We start from the raw sequence: 17,221 nt of genomic DNA, 5'->3' as shown, positions 1-17,221 counted from the left end.
AAATCAGACAATGTTCAGCATCGTCCTACAAAAATAAAAGGAAGTACCCATGCGTGTTGTTTGGTTCAAAACCCTGACGTTGACAGCGGCCATCGCTGCCAGCTCTTCGGCGTTTGCCGTCACTCTGGAAGGCGGTGCCGTTGCTGCGCCGGATCAATATGGCGCTGAAGTCGCCGCGCAAATTCTTAAAAAAGGCGGTAATGCCGTCGATGCCGCTGTCGCCACGGCGTTCACCCTGGCCGTGACGTATCCCGAAGCCGGCAACATCGGTGGCGGGGGGTTTATGACCTTGTTCATCGAGGGCAAACCTTACTTTCTCGACTACCGCGAAACGGCTCCGCTAGCGGCTAGCCGCGACATGTACCTGAATGACAAAGGCGAAATCATTGAAAACCTGAGCCTGGTAGGTTCACGCGCCGCGGGAGTGCCGGGCACGGTGATGGGCCTGTGGGAAGCGCACCAGCGCTTCGGCAAATTGCCGTGGTCTGAGCTGCTGACCCCGGCCGTGGGTTACGCGAAAAACGGCTTCAAGGTCGCCGACAAGCAATACCAGTACCGCGAAGATGCCTTGAAACTGTTCAACGGCACGACCAACTTTGCTGACTATTTCGGCACCATGAAACCGGGCGAAACCTTCAAACAGCCAGAACTGGCCCAGACCCTTGAGCGCATTGCCGACCAGGGTGCCAAAGAGTTTTATCACGGCAAAACCGCTGACCTGCTGATCGCGCAAATGCAGCAAGACAAAGGTCTGATCACTAAGCAGGACCTGAACGATTACAAGGTCAACTGGCGTGAGCCGATGCGTGTCGACTTCCGTGGCAACACGCTGTACACCGCGCCGCTGCCGAGTTCGGGCGGGATCGCGCTGGCGCAACTGATCGGCATCAAAGAAGACCGTGCCGCCGACTTCAAAGGCGTGGAGCTGAACTCCGCGCCTTATATTCACCTGCTGGCTGAAATTGAAAAACGCGTGTTTGCCGACCGCGCCGACTACTTGGGCGACCCGGCTTTCGGCAAGATGCCGGTGGCAGAGTTAACCGACCCGGCGTACATCGCCAAGCGTGCGAAAGAGGTCAATCCCACCGCCATTTCGGCGACAGAAAAGGTCAAGCCGGGCCTGGAACCGCATCAGACCACGCACTTTTCCATCGTCGATAAAGACGGCAACGCCGTGAGCAACACCTACACCCTGAACTGGGATTACGGCAGTGGCGTAGTGGTAAAAGGCGCAGGCTTCTTGCTCAACGATGAAATGGACGACTTCAGCTCCAAACCGGGCGTGGCCAACTCGTTCGGCGTAGTGGGCGGCAATGCCAACGCCATCGAGCCGGGCAAGCGCATGCTGTCATCCATGAGTCCAAGCCTGGTCACACGTGACGGCGCAGTGACGCTGGTGCTCGGCACGCCGGGTGGTTCGCGCATCTTCACCTCGATCTTTCAGGTGTTGAACAACATTTATGACTACAACCTGCCGCTGGAAAAAGCCGTGGCTGCCCAGCGTGTGCATCACCAGTTGCTGCCTAAAGACACGATCTACTATGACGCTTACGCGCCGATCACCGGCAAAGTGGCCGACGAGCTCAAAGCCATGGGCTACACCCTGGAAGATCAGGGCTGGAACATGGGTGACATTCAAGCGATCCGCGTGAATGGCACTCAACTTGAAACCGCCTCCGACCCACGCGGGCGCGGCGTAGGCAAAGTGGTGAAATAAACCCCAAACCTGTAGGCGCTGCCGCAGCCTTCGGCAGCTCCTACTGTCCTTGCCAGTTTGTTACTATCTGTTTCTGCTGTTCCCTTCTGTTAGCCCCGATTTTAGGTACTCCATGAAACTCTCCCGTGTGCGCGCCGATGTTCTGGCCGGACTTACGACGTCCTTTGCCTTGTTGCCCGAGTGCATTGCTTTTGCGCTGGTGGCCCACCTCAACCCGTTGATGGGCCTGTATGGCGCTTTCATCATTTGTACCCTGACCGCGCTCTTTGGCGGGCGGCCGGGCATGGTCTCCGGTGCGGCCGGGTCGATGGCGGTGGTCATCGTCGCGCTGGTGGTGCAGCACGGCGTGCAGTATTTCCTCGCCACTGTGGTGCTGGGCGGTTTGATCATGATGGCGTTCGGCTTGCTCAAACTCGGCAAACTGGTGCGCATGGTGCCGCACCCGGTGATGCTGGGGTTTGTGAACGGTTTGGCGATCATCATTGCAATGGCGCAATTGGAGCATTTCAAAAATGGCGAGCAGTGGCTCACCGGTACGCCGTTGTATGTAATGGCGGGACTGGTGGCGCTGACAATGGCGATTGTGTATTTGCTGCCGCGCCTGACCAAAATGGCACCCGCCGCCCTGGTGGCGATTTTGAGCGTGGGCCTTGCGGTGTATTTTTTGGGGCTGCCGACACGCACGCTGGGTGACATGGCGCACATCGCTGGCGGCCTGCCGACCTTCAGCCTGCCGGACATTCCATGGACACTAGAAACCTTGCGCATCATCGCGCCTTACGCGTTCTTGATGGCGATGGTCGGTCTGCTGGAAACCTTGCTCACTCTCAACCTGACGGATGAGATCACCGAAAGCCGTGGCTACCCGGACCGCGAATGCGTGGCGTTGGGTGCCGCGAACATGGTCTCGGGTGCGTTCGGTGGCATGGGCGGCTGCGCGATGATCGGGCAGACCGTGGTCAACCTCAGCTCCGGTGGGCGTGGCCGACTGTCTGGTGTGGTCGCAGGGATTATGATCGTGTTGTTCGTGTTGTTTCTGTCGCCGTATATCGAGCGTATCCCGCTGGCCGCGCTGGTGGGCGTGATGTTTGTGGTGGCTCAACAAACCTTCGCCTGGGCCTCGTTGCGGGTACTGAACAAAGTGCCGCTCAACGATGTGCTGGTGATCGTCGCCGTGACGGTGATTACGGTATTTACCGACCTGGCCTTTGCGGTGATGTGCGGCATCATCATTGCCGCCCTGAACTTTGCCTGGCAACAAGCGCGACAGCTGTACGCCGACACGTCTCTTGAAAGCGATGGCAGCAAGCTGTACCGCGTGCATGGCACGCTGTTTTTTGCCTCCACCACCCCTTTTTTGAATCAGTTCGACCCGGCTAACGACCCGGCCCAGGTGACGCTCGATTGCCAGCACCTGAGCTTTGTCGACTACTCGGCGATTGCCGCGCTGGTCACCCTGCGCGAGCGCTACGCCAAGGCGGGCAAGCACTTGCGCGTGCTGCATTTATCCGAGCGCTGCAAAAAACTGCTCAAGCGCGCCCGCGTCCAAGCGGTCTGATCAATTCTCGTGAACCACGCGGCGAATAGTGCCACCACAGTTCTGGTAGCAGGTTTGATAGTCTTCGCCGCAGGTGTCACCAAAGCCGCCGTAGTGGTAGCTCGGTGATGGGTAGCTGCACAGTTTGCGCTGTTTTTTATCGCCGTTCTGGCGACAGTAGTTATAGGCCGTCAACTGCGCATCGTGGACCGCACGTTGGCTCTGTGACTGCATTTGCGCCATCGTCTTGCACTGACTTTTTTGGCTGGAGCAGGAGTTGATACAGTATTTGCCCGCCACATCCGGTGGCGGCGAGTACACGTAAGAGACGCTAGGGCCACAGCCCTGCAAGGTAAGCAACACACACAACGCACTGATCCAGCCAACCACTTTCAAACGCATTCTCAACCTACTCAAGCCTGGGCCTGCGCTGTAACAGCGACCTGTCTGGATCAGCTGTTTCAGCGCATTTTCAGGAAAATAAACGGGTCAGGACTGTAGCGTTTAGGCCACCGTGAGTGCCTTCACTCACGGCCGCCATTTTTTAGAATTCACTCAAACCTTTCAGTACGTAGCCGTTGGCGCAGGTCAGATCTTGAAGTGGCTCACCATCATTTGCAGCTGGTTGCCCAAGCGTGCCAATTCAACACTGGACTTGGCCGTCTCATCGCTTGCAGCCGCTGTTTGCTCGGACACGTCGCGCACGTTGATGATGCTGCGGCTGATCTCTTCGGCCACGGCGCTTTGCTGTTCGGCAGCGGCGGCAATTTGCTGGTTCATCGACTGAATATTCGACACGGTGCGGGTGATGCCTTGCAGCGACGTGCCCGCCTGACGGGTCAAGGTCACGCTGCTGTCGGTCAGGCCACGGCTGGTGTTCATCACGCTGGCCACCTGTTGCGTGCCACTTTGCAGGGCTGCGACCAGGGTTTGAATCTCTTCGGTGGATTTTTGCGTGCGTTGGGCCAGGCCGCGCACTTCGTCGGCCACTACCGCAAACCCGCGTCCGGCTTCACCGGCACGGGCGGCCTCGATGGCCGCATTGAGCGCCAGCAAGTTGGTTTGTTCGGCCACAGCTTTGATCACGTCCATGACGCTGCCGATCTTGTCGCTTTCTTGTTGCAGCACTGCCATCGCTTCGGTTGAGCGAGCGACCTCAACCGCCAGGCGCTCGATTTGATCAATGGCCTGATTCACCACCCGATCACCCTCACGGGCTTCGCCATCGGCAGCCGCTGCGGCTTGCGAGGCGTCTTCAGCGTTGCGCGCCACTTCCTGCACGGTAGCGGTCATTTCGTGCATTGCGGTGGCCACTTGATCGGTCTCGATCTTTTGGCTGTTGACCCCGGCGCTGGTCTGTTCGGTGACCGCCGACAGTTCTTCGGCGGCGCTGGCAATTTGCGTCACGCCATCGCGGATACCGCCAATCAACTCGCGCAGGGTGGTGCCCATGCGTGCAATGCCTTGTTGCAACACACCCAAATCATCGCGGCGCGTAATGCGCAGGTTCTGGCTCAGGTCACCGGCGGCAATGCGCTCGACCACGTCCAGGGTTTCACGCAGCGGACGGGTGATCTGGCGAGTAATGACCACCGCTGCACAGATACCAAATAGCAACACAAGCAGGGTGCTGATCAATTGAATGGTGTTGGCGCTGGCGCTTTCGTTGTCGCGACGTTCGAGCTGGATTTTGTACAGCTCATCACTGCGGCTGAGGATGCCCGAGCCGTAGTCGGTCATTTCCTTACGCATGTCGGTGATGGTTTTGTCTGTGTCGGCGTAGACCTGCAACGCCTGTTTGTATTGCGCCAGAGCGCCATCCAGCGTGCGCAAGGTGTCAGGTGCGCTGGCGCTGAAGTGGGTATTGAGTGCGCTCAGGCTGGCGATGGCCTCGCTCAGTTGTTGGCGAGCGGCTTGTTCATTGGCAACCGTTTGGGCGGCAATGTAGGCACGCACCTGGTAGCGCGCCAGCAAGAACTGCTCACGGACGGCGGTCAACGTACTCAGTTGTTCAAAGCGCCCTTCATCACCGGGCGCGCTTTGCATCACGCGGGTTTTGAGCACGTCCATCGCATCGCGGGCGACTTTGGAGCTGTGGTCCATGTTGTCGCGTGAGACAGCGGACTCGACATACGCCTTGCGCATGGTCACCAGCGCGGATTGGTATTTGTTGATGATGTCGTGCTGTTCGTTGAGCAGCTTGAGGTTTTCCGGGCTTTTGAACGAGGCGATCAGCAGCTTTTGCTGCGCCACAAACGCGTCCAGTGTGTTCTGTACGTTTTGCGCGGCGGTCTCGTCGCCATCGGTCAGCATGTATTGCAAACGTGCAACGCGCAGGTTGGTCAGCGAGCCGTTGAGGCGCGTGATGTCACTCATCCAGTTACTGCGGTCGATCAGTTTGTCCAGGCTGAGCCAGTCGCTGATTGCCATTAATAAAGTCAGGGCCAGCACCAGGCCAAAGCCCAGTGCCAGTTTCATGTTCACGCTGATGTTGCTCAGCCAGCTATTCATCTGTTCCTCCAGGAACCGTTCGCTACTTGATCGAGATTTCGCTGGAGAGTCTTTTTATTCTGGCCCAGCAGAAGGTGTATTGGGCTGTATCGGCGGGCAGTTGCAGAGCTGAAACGGTTTTTTAAACAGCTCGATAAACGGTAAACAACCTTATAAACATTGTGCTTTTTTGGGTCGGCGCGAATGGCCGATCACGTTTTTTTTCACATTCGTTTCACTGATCACTTACGTCGCAGTTTTTAGACTTCTGTTCAGTCGGGTGATGGCTGCCGCGTGCAAGGATCTGCCTCGCACACACGGCTTTTCGACCTCATTCGTTCACCGACTCGTACAGGGGCATGTGTATCGTGACGTTAAGTTTCGGCCTTACCGGCGTTAAAGGCTCAGCGCTGCGCAGCGTGCTGGCGCGTTACAGGAATGCTCTGGTGGTGCTGGCCGCCAGCGTGTTGGCAATTGCGCTGACCGTGCAACTGCTGGCACCCGCCTCGGCGCCGAACCTGGCGCAGCCGCGTCATCTAGACCGTTTGCAGACACTGACTGAGAGTTGGGCACGGGGCGATGTGATTGCTTTGGTGCGCCATGTTGAGCGTTGCGACCGCTCACGCGCGGCGTGCCTGGGACCGGTGGATGGCGTGACCCTGCGCGCAACCAGCACCGCCCGCCGGCTCGGTGCCGACTTTCAGCACCTGGGGCTACAGAGTGTCGACGTTTACAGCAGCCTGCTGACCCGCGCCCGGCAAACAGCCGACTTTATGTTTGAGCGGCCCGTGCAGCCGCAGGACTGGCTGTTCAATTGTCGTGGCTCCATGCTGCGCGATGCCCTCAAGCACAAGGTGGCGGGGCGCAATCTGATACTGGTGACCCACAGCGAGTGCATGGATCAGTTAGAGAAGTCGATGCACGTGGCCACCGACACGACTTTCAGTTACGGCGCCTCGTTATTTATCAATGCGCCGGGGACAAACACGCCACCGCAGATGTTGGGTTTTATCGAAACCCAGGACTGGAAAAAGGTCTTGCCGGCGCAAGTGGCGAGCGTTCACGAAGAGGCAGACATGCCCCACCTCTGATGGCCTCACGGTTCATTCAAGGGGGTGGCGGGTGTTTTCAGGCGTGAGTCATCATTGCGCACCGGACTGATCAGTTGGGTGTATTCCTCGATCATGCGGTGAATCGCCTCTGGCGGCTCGCACGCGCGAAACTCCATGCTGATTTGCATCTCATCGGTTTTACGCGTGTGCACGTCGTTCTTCTCACAGCCGAATGTCACAAAGAACTGCGCGCAATCGAGTTCGCCGTTCTCCAACGCATGGCTGGCCTTCTGTTGTTCGGTGGCGTGCATGCGCACCGACAGGTCGACTTTCATGACCTCCAGTGCCAACCCGCGCGGTGCCACCAGGGTGACCAGCGGCACGCGCATGGTGTGCTGCTCGTCGAGCGCGACGGCCACCATTTTGGCTTTCATGGGGGTTTGCAAATCATCAATGTCGTAGTCGAAAAACTGGTCGAACAGTTTTATGTATTGCTGCGCCACCAGGTTTTGCGTGGCGGCCGCGGCTTGCTGCAAGCCGCGGGTAATGCTGCTCAAATCGCAGGCCGTCATTGGCGTCTTGCGCCGGTCGGGCAACGCCAGCGGGTCTTTTTGGCGATTGAAAAGCGCCATGTTTCACACTCCTTGGTGTGGGGTGAGTAACCCCGTCGTCACGGACGGGGTCAGGTCGAGGAGGGTCAGGCCGGATCGTGGGTGGCGCTGCCTGGCGCTGGCAATACGCCTGCGGTGGGCAGCGCATCAAGGTGTTGCGCGGTCGCGTTCGGCATCACGATGGGCTTGGTGGCGGCATCGGTGAGGAAGTCGATCACACGCATCAGGGCTTCAGGCGGGTCTTGGCGTACCACTTTGGTGCTGATGGCATAGCGTGCGCGGGTATCGGTTTTGCGGGTTTGCGACGACTTATGGCTGGCCGAGCCTTTGATCGACACATTGAACGGGCCCCAGCCCATCGACGCGGCAAAACTGCCTTCGCCACTGGTTTCACGGGTGCTTTCGGCTTGCTGACTGATGGTCAGCTCGAAGTCGATATTGCCCTCTTCAATGGTGATGTTCGGGTGGCTGATGGCCGCGAGCAGCGGAATGCGCATCTGCTTGGTGACGGTCCCCTTGTAGACGCCTTGGTCGTCTACCAGCGTTTCGTCGTAGTCAAACTGCACCGAAACCGCTTTGCCATCCTGAATGCACACACCCATGAGGAAGTCGGCATAGGATTTACTGGCCTGTACTTGTGCCTGAATCATGGCCTGCAAAGGTCCGGCGATCATGCGGTCCAGCGGCAGGGCGTTGATCACTGAGCCGATGAGGCCCGAATCGATTTGTGACATGGTCAATCTCCGTATTGAGCTGCGCGAGGGTGCGCAATGTCACTCTAGGGGGCCGGCCGAGGGCCGTTCAGCGGGAACCGATTACCTCGCAATCGAGGTTTCGAGGCGGCGAATATTGCCGATCTGGCGCAGGCTCAAACCGTACTTGTCCGCCAGTACGCTGCGTGACAAGCCCTCACAGGTTTCCTGCTGAATGTGTTGATTGCGGATCTGGCGGCAGAAGTGATCGGCCTTGGGGATTTCCAGCGCCAGCCCGGCGAAACGCTTGATCAGCGCGCCGAGCGCATCGGGGGGCAAGATTTGCGACAGCGAGGTGCGTTCCGGGTGTTTGGGGATGTACTTGGGCCTGCCACCAAACGCGCAGGTCAGGGTGTACGCATGCTCAAGGCCCACGCAGTCGATCAGCGCTTGCAGCGAATGAGGCAGTTGGCGAATGTTGACCAGGTTGAGGTCGTTGACGTCCATTGTTCGGTCCTTGGAATCTTAAGTGTCCATTTGGATACTAAGGACGCGTGCCACCTCGGTATAAGTAGGAAATGCACCCCTTACAGATAGGAATTATTACCAAGTGATCTAGGGCGAAGCCTGAGCGCTGCACTGCGTTTTCCCCTAGCTATCAAGGCAAACGTCATCTCGGGCGGGGGTGTGAACGTCAGCGTTATCGCCCGGCCATTGCGGTCGGGCGGTGACAGGACGGCTTAATTGCGTGTCAGCAAGCGATCCCAGTTTTGCCCATCTGGAAAGGCTTTATCGCTCAGCTCGCGGGCCACAACATTGTCGATATCAGTGGCGCTCAACGTCTTTTCGTCCAGCCACGGCCACGTCGCATCGGCATCACGAAAGTTGAGTTGATCATTGAGTTGTTGGCAGGCGAGGGCGAGCAGGTGCAGCAGGTTCAGGTGGCTGGCGATGTACGGTTTTTGCGTTTGGGGGGTGCGGCTGAGCAGCGTCGATACATCACTCGCTTCAGCGCTGATCAAGGTATCGCTCAGCAGGCTCCACACCAGGGTGCCGTCACGGGACGTATCTTTATTGGCGTAGGCCGGGTCAGAGCTGACTTCAAGGGTGAGCTTGAGTTTTTGTTTTTCGAGCTGGTCAATCAAATAGTAGGCCAGGTCCGATTGACGCAAATAGGCAGTGGCCGTGTTCACAGCCAAATGGGCGTCATAGTCGTTCAGGGTTTTACTGGTCACGGTAATGGTCATGGCGGGTTCCTTGACGGGTAGAAAACATTGTCAGAGGAGCGTAGCCAAAACCCTGTGATCGGCCATGCCAAGTCGGGTTCTATTGCCGTGGATCAGGGTTGTGGCAGATGCCGTAGCCGATGGTGCAGGCTGCGTGCGGCAACAACGTCGTCGTAAAGTCCGATAAGGCGATGTTTGAGATCAAACGCCTGCTCAGAGTTCACGCCCGTTTTGCGTCCGGACACAGCCTGACGGCGGTTATGCGCAGCGGTTGCTTAGAACCAAGGCTTGCGGCCAACCACGTAAGTCTGTTCGAAGTCTTCGTCGGTCTTGGTCAGGTAGATGATGAATTCGATGAAGGCGATCAGGCCGATGATCATCGATGGCACGCCCAGCAGAATGAAGCCGAACAGGAACACCAGCAGCATGATGATGCCTTGAGCGTTGTAGCCCAGGTAGAACTTGTGCGCGCCAAAGGCACCCAGGAAAAACGCCAGCAACGCCGCCGGAATTTTTTTCGAGTTGCCGGAGGTGGCCGGGCCGTCCTGGAAGATCGCTTCAGCGTTGCTGCCATTGGTGGAGAAATCTACACGGCTGCCAGCCTTTGGCAGTACTGCGCTTTTCCACTGATCAACGCTGAACGAATAACGATTGCCGTCATCCGCCGAGATGGTGCCGGTACGACTCGTAGAGTTGAACTCAAGAACCTTGCCTTTCATGTACTGCTCCTTGTTTTCCCCTCGCTGAGTGAGGGGTAGATAGATGAGTTGCTGTGAAGTCTTTGGGGTGTAACCGGCGGACTTAAACGTGAAACACGTTCAATCGAATCGGCGACCGCAAACGAGCCGGTCAAAGCCAATTAATGCCGAATGTTTCAAAATGGGCGGCAATTGGAGCACGCGCGATAGTGGCATTTCAATAGTACTGTTTAGATGCGTTTAAATTGACAGGGCCTGGCGTAGAATCCCGCGCTTAGCGTGTCTCTCCTCTACCTGTACCAAGGGATGTCCATGATCTGGTTTCTTGAAGGGCAATCCAGCCAACGTGATGTGATTGCCGGCGCCCGAGCGGCGTTGCCTGACGGCGTTCAAATTTTTGCCTCGCACCGCCAAAGTCGTCCTGAAATCACCGGGTTGGCGGATGTGGCCTGGCGCGAGCCGCAGGACAACGAAGAGCGGATTGCCTGGGTCATCCAGCAGGCCTGCGCCAACGGCATCCAGGTGGTTTTGGCGGGCCGTGTGGGGCATGTCTACGAAGCGCATCGTGCAGACTTCGAAGCCGCAGGGTTGGTGCTGGTCACCGGCGCGTTGAGCCTGGACACCTTTGAACGGGTGGACGACAAGTCGATATTTACCCGTGAAGCGCTGGCTGCAGGCATGGCCTGTATCCCTGCGATCACGGTGCAGACTCAAGCCGAGCTGGAAAGTGCCTACGCGCAGTTATCGCGTGACGGCCGCGTCTGCGTGAAACCCACACACGGTATTTATGGACAGGGTTTTTGGCGTTTGGCCGAGGATGTAGACCCGTTTCGCTGCTTCGCCAACGCCGACTCCCACGAAGTGGACCTGAGTGTTTTCGCCCAGGCCTATGGCCGTTCACAACAGCCCAAGCCTTTGCTGGTGATGCCTTACATGCCGGGCAGTGAGTGCTCGGTGGACATGGTGTGCGAAGCAGGTAAAGCGGTGGCGTTCGTCGGTCGGCGCAAGCAGGGGTTAATGCAGTCGTTCGAGCGCGACGGCGCTGCCGTCGAGCTGGCGATCGAGGCCGCAGAGCATTTCAGGTGCGACGGTATCGTTAACGTACAAACCCGCGATGATGCCCATGGCGCGCCACATTTGCTGGAGATCAATTTGCGTTATTCGGGCGGTGTGGGTTACACCCGTGAAACCGGTGTGAACTTGCCCGGTATCTTCGCCACCCGTCGCCTGAAACTGCCCGAACCCGTGAGCGTTTGGCACCCGGATATTCAGGTCAAAGCCATCACGGTGGCCGTTTCGGTTCGTGAAGAAGAGCTGTTAAGGTGAGCGCCATTCATTAAGCGTACTGGCCAGAGGAATCAAGGAAGATGAAATTGATGCCGGGAGGCAATGGGCCTCTGAAGTCGGTGCGCTGTGAACTGAACCTGACCTGCGCACGCGCGGGGGCTTTGGGAGAGTACGCCGGGCTGGCATTGCTGGCGCTGGATGACAAGCGTCAGCCGGTCGCCGAGCCTGCGCTGCTCCATCAGCCGCAACCTTGGATGCAATGGCACGACACCTGCGGTGTGGCGCGTTTGAGCCTGGCACTGGATCAATTACCGGCGAGCTGTGAGCGCGTGTTACTGGTGCTGTATGTGTATGGCGCGCTGGGCCCGCTGCGTGAGTTGGGTTCATTTCAACTCCAGGCCGACGAAACCATCGAACATGACCTGACCCTGGCGGACTATGGCGACAGCGCGATGGTCATTGCCGAGGTGTACCGGCGTGGCGATCAATGGAAAATCCGCGCCTTGGCGGAGGCTTCGGCTTACGGTCTGAGCGCCTTTGCCCGGCGCATGGGCATCAGCCTGGATGACCGGCATCCGCAACGGCTCAGCACCGAATCTGACGACAGTGCCTCGCGGCAGAGCGCGACCGGTACAGGCTTTGCTGTCAGCGCGCAGCATATTTTGACGTGCGCCCATGTGATTGAAGGGCTGAACCATCTGTTTATTGACTCGTTCGACGGTCGCTTCAAGGCCGAAGCCGTGGTGGTCGACCGCAAGAATGATCTGGCGTTGTTGCGGGTCAGTGGCGCGCCAGCGTTCACGCCTGTCACGTTTCGTGAAGGCATCGGCAGCGAGTTGGGCGAAAGCGTGGTCACCCTTGGTTTTCCACTGGCCGGGTTGGCGGGTGGAGGCGTGCAAGTCTCCCAAGGTGTGGTATCGGGGCTATTTGGTGTGCGCGATGATGCCAGCCTCATGCAGTTCACGGCGCCGATTCAACCGGGCTCCAGTGGTAGCCCGGTGTTTGATCAGTACGGCAGGGTGGCAGGTTTGGTCACCTCAAGCATGGCCGATGCACAGAACATGAACTTTGCCGTGAAGACGGCGCTGTTGCTGGCTTTTCTTGAAGCTGCCCGCGTTCCCGCTCAGAGAGGACGCAGCGAACACGCATTGAGTACGCCCGAATTGGTGCGGTCTTCGCAATCGGGTTTGTGGCGAATAGACGCCAGCCATCTCCAGTAACGATTTCGCGCTTGTTTTAAACGGTTGAGTCGCGAATCGTCTCTCACTTTTATGTATTTCCAGGTATGAAACTTCAATGAATAGCGGTAACCCCCTGACCGACTCCAAGGCTTTGCACGCAAACCTTAAGCGCGGTCGCCTGGTGGTTGAGGTCAATGCATCGACCTTTGATCCTCAGGCACTTTTCAGCTTTGCCGAACGTCGTAATCCCAAGCGCGCCTTTTTATTTGTGTCACGCGTGCTCGGTCGTCACATCCCGGCCCGTCCTTCGTTGATGGCTGACAGTTTCAACGCCCTTGCGGCACACATTCCTTCGGACTTGCCTGGCCCCGTGCTGGTGATCGGCATGGCAGAAACGGCCGTCGGCCTGGGTGGCGGTGTACACCGCGCGCTGAGCCAGACCCGTGATGACAGTGTTTATCTGGTCAGCACCCGTCACCCCACTGGCAGCGAACTGTTTGCCCGCTTTGAAGAAGAACACAGCCACGCCAGTTCGCACTTGCTGCACCTGCCGCAAGACCCGAAAACCCGCGAACTGATGCTGACTGCTCGCTCGCTGGTGCTGGTGGATGACGAAGCCTCGACCGGCAACACGTTTATCAATCTCTCCAATGCCTTGGCCGAGGCCGGGCTGAGTAACATTGAGCGCCTCGTCACTGTCACCCTTACAGACTGGTCGCAAGATGCCGTGCGTAAAGAGCTGGGTCAACACGTCACCAGCGTGTCGTTGCTCGACGGTCGCTACACGTTCGACGAAGATCCAACCGCTGACCTGCCTGAAATGCCTGAAGTGGGCAGCGTTGCCCAAGGCGACTGGCCTCTGGATGCAAATCGCGACTGGGGGCGCATGGGTGTGCGCGAACACCTCGATACACTGGCGCCAGACCTTGAGGTCACACCCGGTGAACGCATCTTGGTGGTGGGTACCAGCGAGTTTGTATGGCGTCCCTTTTTGTTGGCCGAACGCCTGGAAAAAGCCGGTGCCGATGTGCATTTCAGCTCCACCAGTCGCTCGCCGATTGCCTTGGGCCATGCCATCGATCACGCGCTGTCGTTCTCTGACAACTACGGGCTGGGCATTCCCAACTTCCTTTATAACGTCGCCCCCGGCCAGTTCGACCGGGTGCTGATTTGCAGTGAAACCCCGGCCGCTGCTGTCGACCCGGCGCTGATCAGCGCATTGAATGCGCAGGTGATCGTTGATGACAAGTAATCGCCCGCTGGTGTTTGTTGACCTCGACGACACCCTGTTCCAGACCGCCCGCAAAATGGGCGACGAACCGCGCTTCACTGCGACCCTCGACGTTGACGGTCAGCCCAATGGGTTTATGAGCGCGACGCAAAAGAGCTTCGTTGAGTGGCTGTTGGCGACCTCGGATGTAGTACCGGTCACCGCGCGCAGCATTGAGGCCTACCAGCGGGTGCAAGTGCCGTTTACCCACGGCGCGGTGTGTGCCCACGGTGGCGTGATTCTCGCGGCGGACGGTTCGCTGGATGCCGCTTGGCACGCACGCATGTGCGAGCAGTTGGCACTTGAGCAAACGCGCCTGCGTCAACTGAGTGAGCAAACGCTGGCGATTGGCACTGAGTTGGGTTTCTCGTTGCGCGGTTGGGTGGTTGAAGAGCAAGGGTTGGCCAATTACGTGGTCACCAAGCACAACAACGAAACCGATGAAGCGCTGCTCACCGTATTGGCCGAGGTCAAGGCGCGGGGGCTGCTGGAGGGCTTGTACGTCCACGGCAACGGTAACAATTTGGCGTTCCTGCCGCTGGCGCTGCAAAAGCGTGAAGCGGTGCGCGAGTGGATCCGCCGCGACCAGGCGATCAACGGCAAGCGCCCAATGCTTGGCTTTGGCGACAGCGTGTCCGACCTGGGCTTTATGGCCGAGTGCGATTGGTGGGGCACGCCCCGGCGCGGGCAACTGGCCAGCCATGTAATGGCGAGCGTCGACCATGAGTGACGCGTTTGAAGGGTTGCAGACAGTGGGCAGCGGCAGTTATGCCGCTGATGACGTGCACTTCCTGCTGCGAGCGATGCAGATTGAAGTTACCGATGTGCAGGAAAAAGAGCGCCTGATCCAGACTCAACAGCGTCATTACTCCGAGATGATCAGTCAGGAGCATCCACCGTCTGACACGCATAAAAGCCTTTACCTGCTGGCGCTGGCGCAAAATGGCGCCCGCATGGCTGGCGATGTGCAAGCACTGGCTCAGGCGTTGAATGAGCGTTACACCGGGCCTTCCATCGCGCTGGTGTCGTTTGTGCGTGCGGGCCTGCCGCTCGGTGTGCTGTTACGCCGGGCGCTGGTAGAGCAGGGTCGCGACGCACGGCATTACGGAATCAGCATCATCCGTGACCGTGGCATCGACAGCGTGGCACTAGAAGCTATTATCAAAGCCCACGGTGCCGAGAACATCGTGTTTGTAGACGGTTGGACCGGCAAAGGGGCGATCAGCGGTCAAATCCGTACCAGCCTGGCGGGCGATTCGCGTTTCCCGGCTGACCCGCGCCTGGTGGTGCTGGCCGATCCATGTGGCCGTGCGTGGTTGTCGGCGTCGGCAGAAGACTGGTTAATACCGTCAGGTATTTTGGGGGCGACCGTGTCCGGTTTGGTGTCGCGCTCCATTTGGCCGCAAGAGCCCGGGCTGCATGGCTGTGTGGTGTATGGGCATTTGGCCGGGCATGACGTGACGCAAGCGTTTATCCACAGCATCGAAACCGAGCGCGCCAAGCTGGCGCCCAAAGCCTCGGCGCAACCGTGGACGCCAGCGCAAGCACAGGCGTTGCAACACTCGGCGGTGGCCGCGGTCGAACGTATCTCGGCGCGCTTTGGGGTGAGCAATCCCAACCGCGTCAAACCGGGGATTGCCGAGGCGACGCGCGCGGTAATGCGCCGTGTTCCTGACCATGTGCTGGTACGCAGCCGTGACGATCAGGATGTGCAATTGCTGATGCACCTCACCCGTCAGGCGAATATTGACGTCGAAGAAGTGGGTGACGAGCTGGGGCCTTACCGTGCCGTGACTGTAATCAGGAGTGTTCGCTGATGATCAAACATTCCGCTTATGCCTTGGGCGCCACCCTTTATATGCCGGCCACGCGTCCCGATATTCTGGACGTGGTGTTTGGCGAAAAAATTCAAGGGCTGCGCTCGTTGGTGGTGTGCCTTGAAGACGCTGTTGCCGACACTGACGTGCAGCAGGCGCTGGCCAACCTGAAGAATCTGTTGCTGGGGATTGAAGCGCGCGGCGGGCGACCGTCCAGCGGGCCGATCCTGTTTGTGCGTCCGCGCGATGCCGAAATGGCGGCGGTGCTGAACGACTGGTCATTGATGCGCCATGTCGATGGCTTTGTGGTGCCCAAACTGCGCTTGAGTAATATCGGCCAATGGCAACAGGCGGTCACGCGCAGCGAGTTGATGCTGATGCCGACCCTTGAAACCCCGGAGGTGTTTGATCCGGGAGCCATGGTAGAACTGCGCAGTGCCATGCTGGAACAATTGCCGGGGCGTATTATCGCGCTGCGCATTGGTGGTAACGACCTGATGGGTTGCCTGGGCTTGCGCCGTAACCCGGCGATGACCCTTTACAGCACGCCCATGAGTTATGTGATCCCGATGCTGTGCGGGGTGATGGGCTCTGCGGGGTTTGCGTTGACTGCGCCGGTTTTTGAACAGCTCAATACGCCGTACTTGCTGGAGCAGGAACTGGCGTTGGACATGGCGCACGGGCTTGTGGGTAAAACGGCCATCCACCCGTCGCAAATTGCAGTTATCCACAGGGCGCTGCAAGTCACCCTTGAAGATTTGAACAGCGCACGCCAAATACTCAGTGAGTCGGCGCCTGCGGTGTTCAAGTTCAATGACGCCATGTGCGAGCCGGCAACGCATTACAAATGGGCACAAACGGTGATTGAACGCGCGCATTGGCAAGGGGTTCGTACCGAGTGTGGTAACCCGTCCGACACTTTTGGAGGCAGCCTGAGATTGGCTGAATTGGTAGGTTGAACGAAGTTTTAAAGAAATCGGCTACAAATAAACAGGTGCTGTCCGCGTTCGATTTCGACGGCACGCTGACATATCACGACAGTTTTGTGCCGTTCTTGCGCTTTGCGTTCGGCAACCGGCTGTTCGCCATGCGTCTGTTGCGCATGATTCCAGCCACTCTTGGCTACCTGTTGGGTCAGATATCTCGCAACGATTTGAAAGAGAAGCTCATCACGGTTTATCTGACCGGCGCCAAAGTCGCCTGGGTAGAGGAACGCGCCGAAGCATTTTGTGACGTTTCGTGGCAGCGGTTAATGCGGCCTTTGGGCTTAACATCTGTCGCCCGCGAGCAAGAGGCGCAAGCATTGGTGACCATTTGCTCGGCCTCGCCTGAGTTAGTGCTCAAGCCTTTCGCCAAAAAACTGGGCATCGGCTTGATCGGCACTCAGCTGGAATCGGTTGATGGCGTGTTGACGGGTGAGATCAGCGGCACCAATTGCCGTTGCGAACAAAAAGTAATCCGGCTAGAGGCGCAATACGGGCCTTTGGACCAATACACATTGCGCGCCTGGGGTGACACCCGGGGCGATGAACAGATGCTCGGAGCCGCTCAAGAGCCACACTGGCGTGAATTTCACGCGTTGTGGCGCCGTAAGCGGCCACTTGACGTGTGCTTGCGTGAAGAACTGTAAGCACGACTCGTCA

The 17,221-nt window shown here is 58.3% G+C and carries 17 protein-coding genes and 1 pseudogene; 10 read left to right on the top strand and 8 right to left on the bottom strand.

Features of this window, described 5'->3' with window-relative positions:
- The first annotated feature begins 49 nt into the window (after positions 1–49).
- Positions 50–1,717 (top strand): gamma-glutamyltransferase, encoded by a 1,668-nt coding sequence (gene ggt, locus AP059_RS07500; RefSeq protein WP_059762642.1) that lies wholly within the window; start codon positions 50–52, stop codon positions 1,715–1,717.
- Positions 1,718–1,829: 112 nt separating this feature from the next.
- Positions 1,830–3,275, top strand: a complete 1,446-nt coding sequence (locus tag AP059_RS07495; protein WP_059762640.1) for a SulP family inorganic anion transporter — start codon at positions 1,830–1,832, stop codon at positions 3,273–3,275.
- Here the strand turns inward: AP059_RS07495 and AP059_RS07490 are convergent, their stop codons facing one another.
- The 3 genes and pseudogenes from AP059_RS07490 to AP059_RS23215 all read right to left on the bottom strand — a co-directional run.
- Positions 3,276–3,656 carry a hypothetical protein gene (locus tag AP059_RS07490; protein WP_059762639.1) on the bottom strand — a complete coding sequence of 127 codons (381 nt, stop codon included), beginning with the start codon at positions 3,654–3,656 and terminating at the stop codon, positions 3,276–3,278.
- A gap of 186 nt (positions 3,657–3,842) precedes the next feature.
- Positions 3,843–4,706, bottom strand: a complete 864-nt coding sequence (locus tag AP059_RS23220) for a methyl-accepting chemotaxis protein (RefSeq protein ID WP_420877442.1) — start codon at positions 4,704–4,706, stop codon at positions 3,843–3,845.
- Positions 4,698–5,630: pseudogene (locus AP059_RS23215) on the bottom strand (methyl-accepting chemotaxis protein); the annotation flags it as partial. The gene AP059_RS23220 and the pseudogene AP059_RS23215, both read right to left, overlap by 9 nt.
- Before the next feature lie 482 nt (positions 5,631–6,112).
- Here AP059_RS23215 and AP059_RS07480 point away from each other — a divergent pair.
- On the top strand, positions 6,113–6,835 hold the full coding sequence (locus tag AP059_RS07480) for a histidine phosphatase family protein (protein ID WP_371260625.1): 723 nt from the start codon (positions 6,113–6,115) through the stop codon (positions 6,833–6,835).
- Between the two features lie 5 nt (positions 6,836–6,840).
- Here the strand turns inward: AP059_RS07480 and AP059_RS07475 are convergent, their stop codons facing one another.
- The 5 genes from AP059_RS07475 to AP059_RS07455 all read right to left on the bottom strand — a co-directional run bounded on the left by AP059_RS07475 (position 6,841) and on the right by AP059_RS07455 (position 10,044).
- Positions 6,841–7,428, bottom strand: a complete 588-nt coding sequence (locus tag AP059_RS07475; protein WP_256209752.1) for a DUF2589 domain-containing protein — start codon at positions 7,426–7,428, stop codon at positions 6,841–6,843.
- Between the two features lie 65 nt (positions 7,429–7,493).
- On the bottom strand, positions 7,494–8,141 hold the full coding sequence (locus AP059_RS07470) for a DUF2589 domain-containing protein (protein ID WP_048365950.1): 648 nt from the start codon (positions 8,139–8,141) through the stop codon (positions 7,494–7,496).
- An 81-nt stretch (positions 8,142–8,222) separates the two neighbouring features.
- Positions 8,223–8,606 (bottom strand): transcriptional regulator, encoded by a 384-nt coding sequence (locus AP059_RS07465; RefSeq protein WP_048365951.1) that lies wholly within the window; start codon positions 8,604–8,606, stop codon positions 8,223–8,225.
- A 233-nt stretch (positions 8,607–8,839) separates the two neighbouring features.
- Positions 8,840–9,346: a hypothetical protein gene (locus AP059_RS07460; protein WP_059762632.1), complete on the bottom strand. Its 507-nt coding sequence runs from the start codon at positions 9,344–9,346 to the stop codon at positions 8,840–8,842.
- A 254-nt stretch (positions 9,347–9,600) separates the two neighbouring features.
- On the bottom strand, positions 9,601–10,044 hold the full coding sequence (locus tag AP059_RS07455) for a TM2 domain-containing protein (protein WP_048402712.1): 444 nt from the start codon (positions 10,042–10,044) through the stop codon (positions 9,601–9,603).
- A 291-nt stretch (positions 10,045–10,335) separates the two neighbouring features.
- On the opposite strand from AP059_RS07455, the gene AP059_RS07450 reads away from it, so the two are divergent.
- From AP059_RS07450 to AP059_RS07420, 7 genes are all read left to right on the top strand, one after another.
- Positions 10,336–11,349 carry an ATP-grasp domain-containing protein gene (locus tag AP059_RS07450; protein ID WP_059762630.1) on the top strand — a complete coding sequence of 338 codons (1,014 nt, stop codon included), beginning with the start codon at positions 10,336–10,338 and terminating at the stop codon, positions 11,347–11,349.
- A gap of 41 nt (positions 11,350–11,390) precedes the next feature.
- On the top strand, positions 11,391–12,530 hold the full coding sequence (locus tag AP059_RS07445) for a trypsin-like peptidase domain-containing protein (protein WP_059762628.1): 1,140 nt from the start codon (positions 11,391–11,393) through the stop codon (positions 12,528–12,530).
- 76 nt (positions 12,531–12,606) lie between these two features.
- The gene (locus AP059_RS07440) at positions 12,607–13,743 is read left to right on the top strand and encodes a phosphoribosyltransferase domain-containing protein (protein WP_059762627.1); all 1,137 of its coding nucleotides are present in this window, start codon (positions 12,607–12,609) and stop codon (positions 13,741–13,743) included.
- The gene (locus AP059_RS07435) at positions 13,733–14,491 is read left to right on the top strand and encodes a hypothetical protein (RefSeq protein ID WP_059762625.1); all 759 of its coding nucleotides are present in this window, start codon (positions 13,733–13,735) and stop codon (positions 14,489–14,491) included. Before AP059_RS07440 ends, AP059_RS07435 begins: the two co-directional genes overlap by 11 nt.
- Positions 14,484–15,578, top strand: a complete 1,095-nt coding sequence (locus AP059_RS07430) for a cysteine protease StiP family protein (protein WP_059762623.1) — start codon at positions 14,484–14,486, stop codon at positions 15,576–15,578. Before AP059_RS07435 ends, AP059_RS07430 begins: the two co-directional genes overlap by 8 nt.
- On the top strand, positions 15,578–16,537 hold the full coding sequence (locus AP059_RS07425; protein ID WP_048365959.1) for an HpcH/HpaI aldolase/citrate lyase family protein: 960 nt from the start codon (positions 15,578–15,580) through the stop codon (positions 16,535–16,537). The genes AP059_RS07430 and AP059_RS07425 overlap by 1 nt, the downstream gene beginning before the upstream one ends.
- On the top strand, positions 16,534–17,208 hold the full coding sequence (locus tag AP059_RS07420; protein WP_059762620.1) for an HAD family hydrolase: 675 nt from the start codon (positions 16,534–16,536) through the stop codon (positions 17,206–17,208). The genes AP059_RS07425 and AP059_RS07420 overlap by 4 nt, the downstream gene beginning before the upstream one ends.
- Positions 17,209–17,221: the final 13 nt, after the last annotated feature.

Origin of the sequence: Pseudomonas sp. TAA207, assembly GCF_001529285.1 — a bacterium.
Lineage (GTDB): Bacteria > Pseudomonadota > Gammaproteobacteria > Pseudomonadales > Pseudomonadaceae > Aquipseudomonas > Aquipseudomonas weihenstephanensis.
This window is presented reverse-complemented; position numbering and strand designations above follow the sequence as displayed.